Annotated in this window: 8 protein-coding genes and 1 tRNA gene; 4 read left to right on the top strand and 5 right to left on the bottom strand. The window is 67.6% G+C overall.

Going from position 1 to position 6,886, the window contains the following annotated elements; genetic code table 11:
• Positions 1 to 65 precede the first annotated feature (65 nt).
• Positions 66 to 860: a patatin-like phospholipase family protein gene (locus DB30_RS31740; RefSeq protein ID WP_052556100.1), complete on the bottom strand. Its 795-nt coding sequence runs from the start codon at positions 858 to 860 to the stop codon at positions 66 to 68.
• Entirely contained in the window at positions 857 to 1,486 is a 630-nt protein-coding gene (trmB, locus tag DB30_RS31735) for a tRNA (guanine(46)-N(7))-methyltransferase TrmB (protein ID WP_052556098.1), read from the bottom strand. The genes DB30_RS31740 and trmB overlap by 4 nt, the downstream gene beginning before the upstream one ends.
• A gap of 88 nt (positions 1,487 to 1,574) precedes the next feature.
• Between trmB and DB30_RS31730 the strand changes: the two genes are divergently transcribed.
• Genes DB30_RS31730 through DB30_RS31720 form a run of 3 tightly spaced genes read left to right on the top strand, consistent with a single transcriptional unit; the run spans position 1,575 to position 3,108 of the window.
• Positions 1,575 to 2,054, top strand: coding sequence for a hypothetical protein (locus DB30_RS31730; protein ID WP_052556097.1), 480 nt, complete (start codon positions 1,575 to 1,577; stop codon positions 2,052 to 2,054).
• Positions 2,055 to 2,108: 54 nt separating this feature from the next.
• Positions 2,109 to 2,507 carry a hypothetical protein gene (locus tag DB30_RS31725; RefSeq protein ID WP_052556095.1) on the top strand — a complete coding sequence of 133 codons (399 nt, stop codon included), beginning with the start codon at positions 2,109 to 2,111 and terminating at the stop codon, positions 2,505 to 2,507.
• Positions 2,508 to 2,544: 37 nt separating this feature from the next.
• Positions 2,545 to 3,108 carry a hypothetical protein gene (locus DB30_RS31720; RefSeq protein ID WP_052556093.1) on the top strand — a complete coding sequence of 188 codons (564 nt, stop codon included), beginning with the start codon at positions 2,545 to 2,547 and terminating at the stop codon, positions 3,106 to 3,108.
• A 104-nt stretch (positions 3,109 to 3,212) separates the two neighbouring features.
• Here the strand turns inward: DB30_RS31720 and DB30_RS31715 are convergent.
• A tRNA-Arg gene (locus DB30_RS31715) sits at positions 3,213 to 3,286 on the bottom strand.
• A 92-nt stretch (positions 3,287 to 3,378) separates the two neighbouring features.
• Positions 3,379 to 4,170, bottom strand: a complete 792-nt coding sequence (locus DB30_RS31710; protein WP_146661494.1) for a Stp1/IreP family PP2C-type Ser/Thr phosphatase — start codon at positions 4,168 to 4,170, stop codon at positions 3,379 to 3,381.
• A 111-nt stretch (positions 4,171 to 4,281) separates the two neighbouring features.
• On the opposite strand from DB30_RS31710, the gene DB30_RS31705 reads away from it, so the two are divergent.
• The gene (locus DB30_RS31705; protein ID WP_146661492.1) at positions 4,282 to 6,066 is read left to right on the top strand and encodes a J domain-containing protein; all 1,785 of its coding nucleotides are present in this window, start codon (positions 4,282 to 4,284) and stop codon (positions 6,064 to 6,066) included.
• 69 nt (positions 6,067 to 6,135) lie between these two features.
• Here DB30_RS31705 and DB30_RS31700 read toward each other — a convergent pair whose 3' ends face one another.
• A complete protein-coding gene (locus DB30_RS31700) occupies positions 6,136 to 6,864 on the bottom strand; it encodes a TetR family transcriptional regulator (RefSeq protein WP_052556087.1) in 729 nt (242 codons plus the stop codon).
• Positions 6,865 to 6,886: the final 22 nt, after the last annotated feature.

Here is a 6,886-nt window from a genome sequence, read left to right as displayed (position 1 = left end):
CAAACGGCCCCGAGGAGCGAAGCGACCAGACGCGCCAGCGGCTGCAGTCGGCGAAGGGCCAAGCCCTATGTGGGGGTAAAGGAAAGCCAGCGTAGGGTGTGGTCGCGGGCGTGGGTCAGGGCCGCGAGGCCGCGGTGGAGGGCGGCTGGGTGGACGCGGGGGAGGTCGTCGATCGTGATGACCTTGCGGGTGGGGGAGCTGGTTCGTTCGCTGGCTTCGTCGCCGGAGAGGCGGGGCCAGCGGGAGCGGTGGGGGAGGTGGTGGTAGAGGGCGCGCTCGTTGGGGGCGAGGGCGGAGAAGCCGGGGCGATCGCTGATCCCACCGTCTGCGTGGAGGCGGCCGTCGATGCGCACGGGGCCGAACATGATCGGGAGCGCGGCGCTGGCTCGGATCGCGGGGCGCAGGAGTCCGCGCTCGTGCACGTGGGTGCGTCGGGATCGGAGCTCGTGGGTGATCGCGGCGAAGGGGATCTCGCATTGCTCGATGCGCTCGACGCCGAGGCCGGACGCCGCCAGCGCGTTGGCTAGCAGGGCGTCGAGCTTGCGACCTTGCAGCAGACCCAGGCGCGTGCCGGGATCCCGAGCTGCAGCGGCGCTGCGCAGGTCCTGCCAGCTTGGATCCCAGAAGTCTTGGCGCTGTAGATCCCGGAGCAGCTCGACCAGATCCGGGCCCGGGATCCCGCTGGCCCATAGCCCTCCACAGATCGCCCCAGCCGAGCTCCCGACCACGCGCCGCGGACGAAGACATGCCCGCTCCAACGCGCAGACCAACCCGACGTGGGCGTAGAAACCAAAGAAGCCGGCGCTGAGCACCAAGGTGAAGGGCTCGGCCGCGAGCCAGTCGGCGTGGGTGCCCGTCACGGGGTTTGCTTGGCTCCCGGTGTTCGCAGCTGATAGCGCATCCGCCAGACCCGTAGGCCGCGAGCCAGGGTCGTGTCTTCGCGGCGGCTGCTGGCTTCGCACGGGTTGTCTCGGGTAAAGGCCCACTCGCCGGCGAGGTTGTAGAACCCGAGCGCCTCGGCTTCGGGGGCCTCGAGCTCGGCCATGGCTGCGAGCGCGAGCTCGAACACGTCGCTGGCGACGTGCAGCTCACCGCCGGGACGCAGCTGCGTGGCGACGACCTCGAGCATCGCCGGATCCACGACCCGGCGCTTGCGATGGCGCGCCTTGAACCATGGATCGGGGAACAACACGTGGAAGCGATCGACCGAGGCCGGCGCGAACACCCGCGCCAGATCGACGTTGACGTTGACGTAGCCGAACGCGAGGTTGGTGTGGCCGTAGCGCTGGGCCCACTCACGGTTGCGCTCGACCAGGGCCTCGCGGATCTCGAGCCCAACTACGAAGTCCTGGGGTCGCCTCGCAGCCAGCTCGAACGAGAATTTTGCATCGGCGCAGCCAAGCTCGACCTCGACGCGCTCGGCTGCAGCGGGCACGTCGATCCGCTCGGCGCGGGCGACCAGGTAGTGGGCCCCGAGCGGGTTCACGTGTTGGCGAATGCTTCGCACTGGGCCGCATGCAATAGCAGAATCCCGCCACGTGGACAGCGCCCGGCGCTTGGGTAGAGTCGCGCCCATGCCGATCCCCGAGCTGTTCACTAGCGAGAGCCTGTACACGCCGGATCAGTGGTTCGTGCACGACATCGTCGACAGCGGTGAGCACCACCTCGTTGGGATCTGTGACACCAGTGAGCTGACGTCCCATCCCCTCGTGGTGGCCCAGCGCGCTTGGCCGGGCCAACCCAAGCACGTGCCGGGGGCGGTCATGGTTCAGATCACCGGTACGCTTGGCAACATCCACGCGGTCACGGTCTTGAACCTGCGGATGACCGACGGCTGGGTCGGGTTTGGAACCAACATCTTGGATGCGCGATTTCGTGGGCTGGGACGGATCGGGCCGTCGCTGCGCTGTGAGCTGAAGGTCGAGGAGCTGCGCGAGCTCAAGGGCCAGCTGTTCGTCACCTATGCGTTTCGCTTCACGCAGGAGGGCCGGGCCATCTACAAGTCCCGCCAACGCGCGAGCTGGCTGCGCGCCAAGCAGCCAACCCAGGCGTGACGCCCGCTTGACCCCGCGGTGTTCGCTCGACTAAATTTTCGCAGGACCCGCACCATGACGCTACTGGACACCATCAACCGTGTTGCTACCCAGAACCGATGGCCGCTGCGCCAAGACGCCAACGGCGAGATCCGGGTCGAGGTCGGGCTGCAGGGCGGTCGCACCCAGGTCGTGACGCTCGCGCAGGGCAACGATCCCGAGGGCGATCCAATCGCCTACGTGTGGTCGGTCGCCGGCCACATCTCGGTCGCGCGTGACCTCGCCGCGGTGATGCGCTTCTCCGTCAAGCTGTCCTATGGCTGCACCGCGATCAAGGACGACAAGGTGATCGTCAAGCACTCGCTGCGCGTGCTCGGCAGCGACGACAACAGCTTCCGCAAGGCGATGTTCTTCGTGGCCCGGGCCGCAGACACGCTCGAGGCCGAGGCCTACGGCGGCGCCGACAACAACTGACTCCCCAACTCCCACTCGAGATCGACGAGACCCCAACATGAAGCTCCCCGCACCGTTCACCGCCCTCCTCCTCGCTGGCTCCTTGACCCTCGCCGTGGCTGCCTGTGGCACGCCCACCGTTGAAGGGGCCGAGAGCCGCTTCAAGGCCAACAAAGACAAGATCTCGGTGCTGACCACCAAGCAGCCCGCGAACAAGGCCGAATTCGACAAGAAGATCGCCGAGTTCGACAAGGAGCACGCGGACATCATGGCCGCGGGCACCGACGAGGAGAAGATCAAGAAGCTCGGGGCGCTCAACTCCCGCATGGACAAGTACATCGCGGAATTGGAGAAGGCCAACCCGGCCACGGCCGCGCCAGCCAAGGCCGGCGGCGCGGGGGCACCCTCGAACAAGCTCGACGGTGCTGCAGGTACCCCGCCAGCCGCCGGCACGCCGCCGGCTGCGGGTGGCAAGCTTGGTGGGGACACGGCTCCGGCCGCGCAGCCAGCATCGGGCGGCATGGGTGGCGGCGCGGCTCCGGCCGCGCAACCGGCATCGGGCGGCATGGGTGGCGGCGCCGCCCCAGCTCAGCCCGCGTCCGGTGGCATGGGCGGCATGTAGGCGCCGGGCTCGTCTCGACCCCCCCCAAAAACCCGACCGCCGGTGGCCCCATGACGGGTCCGCCGGCGTCGATCAAAGTTTAGAGCGGGTTGTTGTCGGCAAAGCGCGCCCGGAAGGATTCGAACCTCCGACACCCAGGTTCGAAGCCTGGTGCTCTATCCAGCTGAGCTACGAGCGCGTGGCGGGCTTCTTAGCACAGCCCTGCTCACCAAAAAAGGCCCCTGAGAGCGAAGCGTTCCCCCAGACGGACCCGACCCGACGGACCCGACCTCAGGCTTCGAGGACGTGGGCGAGCAGCACCGTCACGTTGTCCTTGCCTCCGGCCTCGTTGGCCGCGTCGATCAGCGCCTGGCAAGCCCCGTCGAGCCGCTTCTTCTTGGTCTCGACGTGCTGAAGGATCTCGTCGTCCTCGAGCATGTCGTTGAGCCCGTCCGAGCACATCAGGTAGATGTCGCCGATCTTGTACTCCTCTACGTAGACATCGACGGCGACGTGGTCGCCGAGGCCGAGCGCGCGCACGACCACGTTGCGGTGGGGGAAGGTGCGAATCTCCTCGCCGGTCATCTCCTTCATGCGGCGCCAGTCGTTGAGCAGCGAGTGATCCTCGGTCATCAACTGGATCGAGCCGTCGCGGATTCGGTAGACCCGGCTGTCGCCGACGTGACCGATGTAGAAGCGGCCCTGCGAGAAGTACATGGCCTCGACGGTGCACCCCATGCCCGCCTTCTCGGCCTCGGCCGCGGCGGTGTCGAAGATCTCCGAGTTGGCCAGCTTGATCGCGGTGATCATCCGGTTCTTCTCGACCTCGACCGAAGGCAAGCGAAACGGCCAGGTGCGCGGGCCCTCGGCGGCGGCGCGCTTGTAGAAGCTGCCGATCACGTCGACGGTGATCTGGCTCGCAACCTCACCGCAGGCGTGGCCGCCCATGCCGTCCGACACGACCGCGATCGGGACCTCGTCGGGGATCAGGAGGTTGTCTTCGTTGTGCGAGCGCACCCGGCCGACATGGGTCATGCCAGCGAAGCGGACGCGGTCGTGGCCGACGGCGAAGCTGATGCTCACGAGGGCCGGCTTCCTTGGTGCTGCAGCATGGTGGGTCCGCGACGGTAACAGGGTCGCCAACGATCTCGCCAGCCGGGTTTACCTGTATCGACCGTGGTAACCTCGTGCGGCATGACCGGATCGACAGGTGGCTCGCGCACCTACAGTTTGGGATCCGCCGCCGGATCCGTGTCGTTCCCACGTCTGTTGTTTGGGCTGTTGCGCCAGCGCTTCACGGGCACGGTGTCGCTGACGCAACGCGAGCCCGCGGGCGAGCGCACGATCTGGGTGCGCGGGGGCATGCCAGTGTTCTGTGACTGGGTCAGCCCCGAGGATCGCCTTGGCGAGATGTTGGTTCGTGACGGGGCGATCGACTTGGCCGGGCTCGAGCGGGGTCTCGCGGCCCTGGCCGCGAGCAACGGGAAGCTGCTCGGTCAGGTGCTCGTGGACCTGCAGCTGATCGACGAACCGACTCGCACCAGCGCGCTGCGCGAGCAGTGCACGCGCAGGCTGGTCCACGTGTTCGCCCGCGATGGGATCGCCGAGCAGGTGACCGTCACGGCGGTCGAACACGACAAGGGCAAAGATGACGAGCTCGGGCAGATCAACGCGCTCGCCCTGCTGCTCGCGGGTGTTGAAGCCCACTACGACAACAGCCGGATCCAGGCAGAGATGGGCACCGCCCTGTCGGGCGACATGGTCGCGACCCCAGCGCTGGCCCGCTACCAGCGGCAGTTTGGGTTCAACGCAGCCGACGACTCGCAGATCCTGGGTGCGCTGTCGCGGGGGACCACGATGCGCAGCCTGATGATCCCCGGAATTGATCGCGGTCGCGCGCTCAGGATCGCGTACACGCTGTGGGTTGCGCAGATGCTCCGGGTTGGCGACGACGCGCTGCAGTCGATCGCAAAGGGTGCAACCGCTGCCGCGAGCACGGCCACGAGCTCCTCACCAGTCGCCGCCGCACCGGCGACGCCCGAGCCCGCGGCCGAGCCCCCGCCCCCGGCTGCGCCCAAACCGCCAGTTCGGCCCCCGCCTCCGCCATCATCAAAGTCTGCATCCAAGCCGCCGCCGTCCCCGGCCGAGCCAAAGCGAGCCAAGCGTGAAGACGACGAGACCTTCGAGCGGATCCTCGTCGAGCTCGAAGGTCGGGTCTCGGCCGAGGCCAACGCGTTCGCGATGTTCGGCCTCGAGCCAGACGCGGATCGCAAGCAGATCCGCGCGGTCTGGTCCGAGCTCAGCAAGGCCTACCACCCGGACGCGCTCGAGAGCACTGGCCGCGCGCCGCTGCGGTCCCGGGTCGAGAAGGTGTTCGCGGCCCTGTCCGAGGCCTACGGGGTGCTGTCCAAGCAAGAGGAGCGCGAAAAATTACGCGAGGCGCTCGAGATGGGCGGCCCGATCAAAGCCGGTGAAGACACGTCCGCGGTGGTCCGCAACGCGTTCGAGGCCGAGATGATCGCCCGCGACGCCGACAAGCTACTGAGCGCCAAGCAGTGGAACCGCGCCGCCGAGCTGTTCCAAAAGGCCCACGCGCTCAGCCCCCAAGACAGCGACATCGAGGCCGCGCTGCACTACTCGACCTTTCGGGCCAGCGCCGATGGCAATGACCGCCAGCGCGCGGTGCAGACGATCACGCAGCTCGCTGGCATCATCGAGAATGCGCCCGCCTGCGCTCGCGCGCACTACTTCACGGGGCTGATCCAGCTCGGCATCGATGAGACCACCAGCGCCAAGCACAGCTTCGGCGACGCGCTCCGGCTCAATCCCCGCAACATCGACGCCGAGCGCCAGCTGCGAGCCCTGCGGATCCGCGAGCGCTCCGGCTCGACGAGCGCAGCCGAGACCAAGACCAAGAAGGACGAGAAGAAAAAGAGCGGCTTCGGCGGGCTGCTAGGCCTGTTCAAGAAGGATTCGTGACCCAGGATTCGTGATCCAGTAGGCCAGGCACGGAGGTTCCGCCAAGAACTTCCGCGCCTGGAGACCGAGTCAGTTCGCGGCGGGGTTGGGCGGTTGGGACTCGTGGTCGAGCGCCTTCGGCCCAAACAGGTCGAGAGCCTCGCGCATGAGCCTGGGCAGATCCGCGAGGCCATCGAGGTTGTGCCACTCGATCATGGTGGCGCGCATGGCCCCGAAGGTGGCGCCTGCCAGCATCCGGGCGCGGCGCTGGGCGATCGGGGTGGGCGCCTCGTAGACCGCGAGCAGCGACTCGGCGATCGCTTGCTCCCACAGCATGTCTTGTTGCCGCTCTTGCTTGCTGAGGACCGGCGACGACTCGATGATCCGCGCGCGCGCGAGGATCTGATCACGGTCGCGCATGTACTCCTTGGCGAGCGCCAGCGAGGCGCGGCGCACATGCGCGAAGCTGTCCTCGTCCGGCCCCAGCGTTGCGAGCAGCTCCTTGAAGCGCTCGAGGTTGTCGCTGTTGTCGACGAACAGCAGCGCGTCCTTGGTCGCGTAGTAGCGGAAGAAGGTGCGCCGCGAGACTTCGGCGGCGCGGGCAATCTCGGCGACCGTCGTGGCCTCGTAGCCCTTGGATTGGAACAATGTGAATGCCGCGAGCGCGAGCGCCTCGCGGGTCTGGTCTTTCTTGCGTTCACGCAACGCGACGATCGAGAGCTTCTGTCCGGCTGGCGCTTGCGGCTCGGCCGTCGTTGGCTCGCACGCCACGTCGGGATCGGATGAGACTGGATTGCTGACGAAGGGGAGGTCGGGCATTTGCTGAAACTCCTGCCCGATA

Source organism: Enhygromyxa salina, from assembly GCF_000737335.2.
Taxonomy (GTDB): Bacteria; Myxococcota_A; Polyangia; order Nannocystales; family Nannocystaceae; genus Plesiocystis; species Plesiocystis salina_C.
Note: the sequence above shows the minus strand (reverse complement) of the source record. Positions and strands in the feature narration are given on the sequence as shown.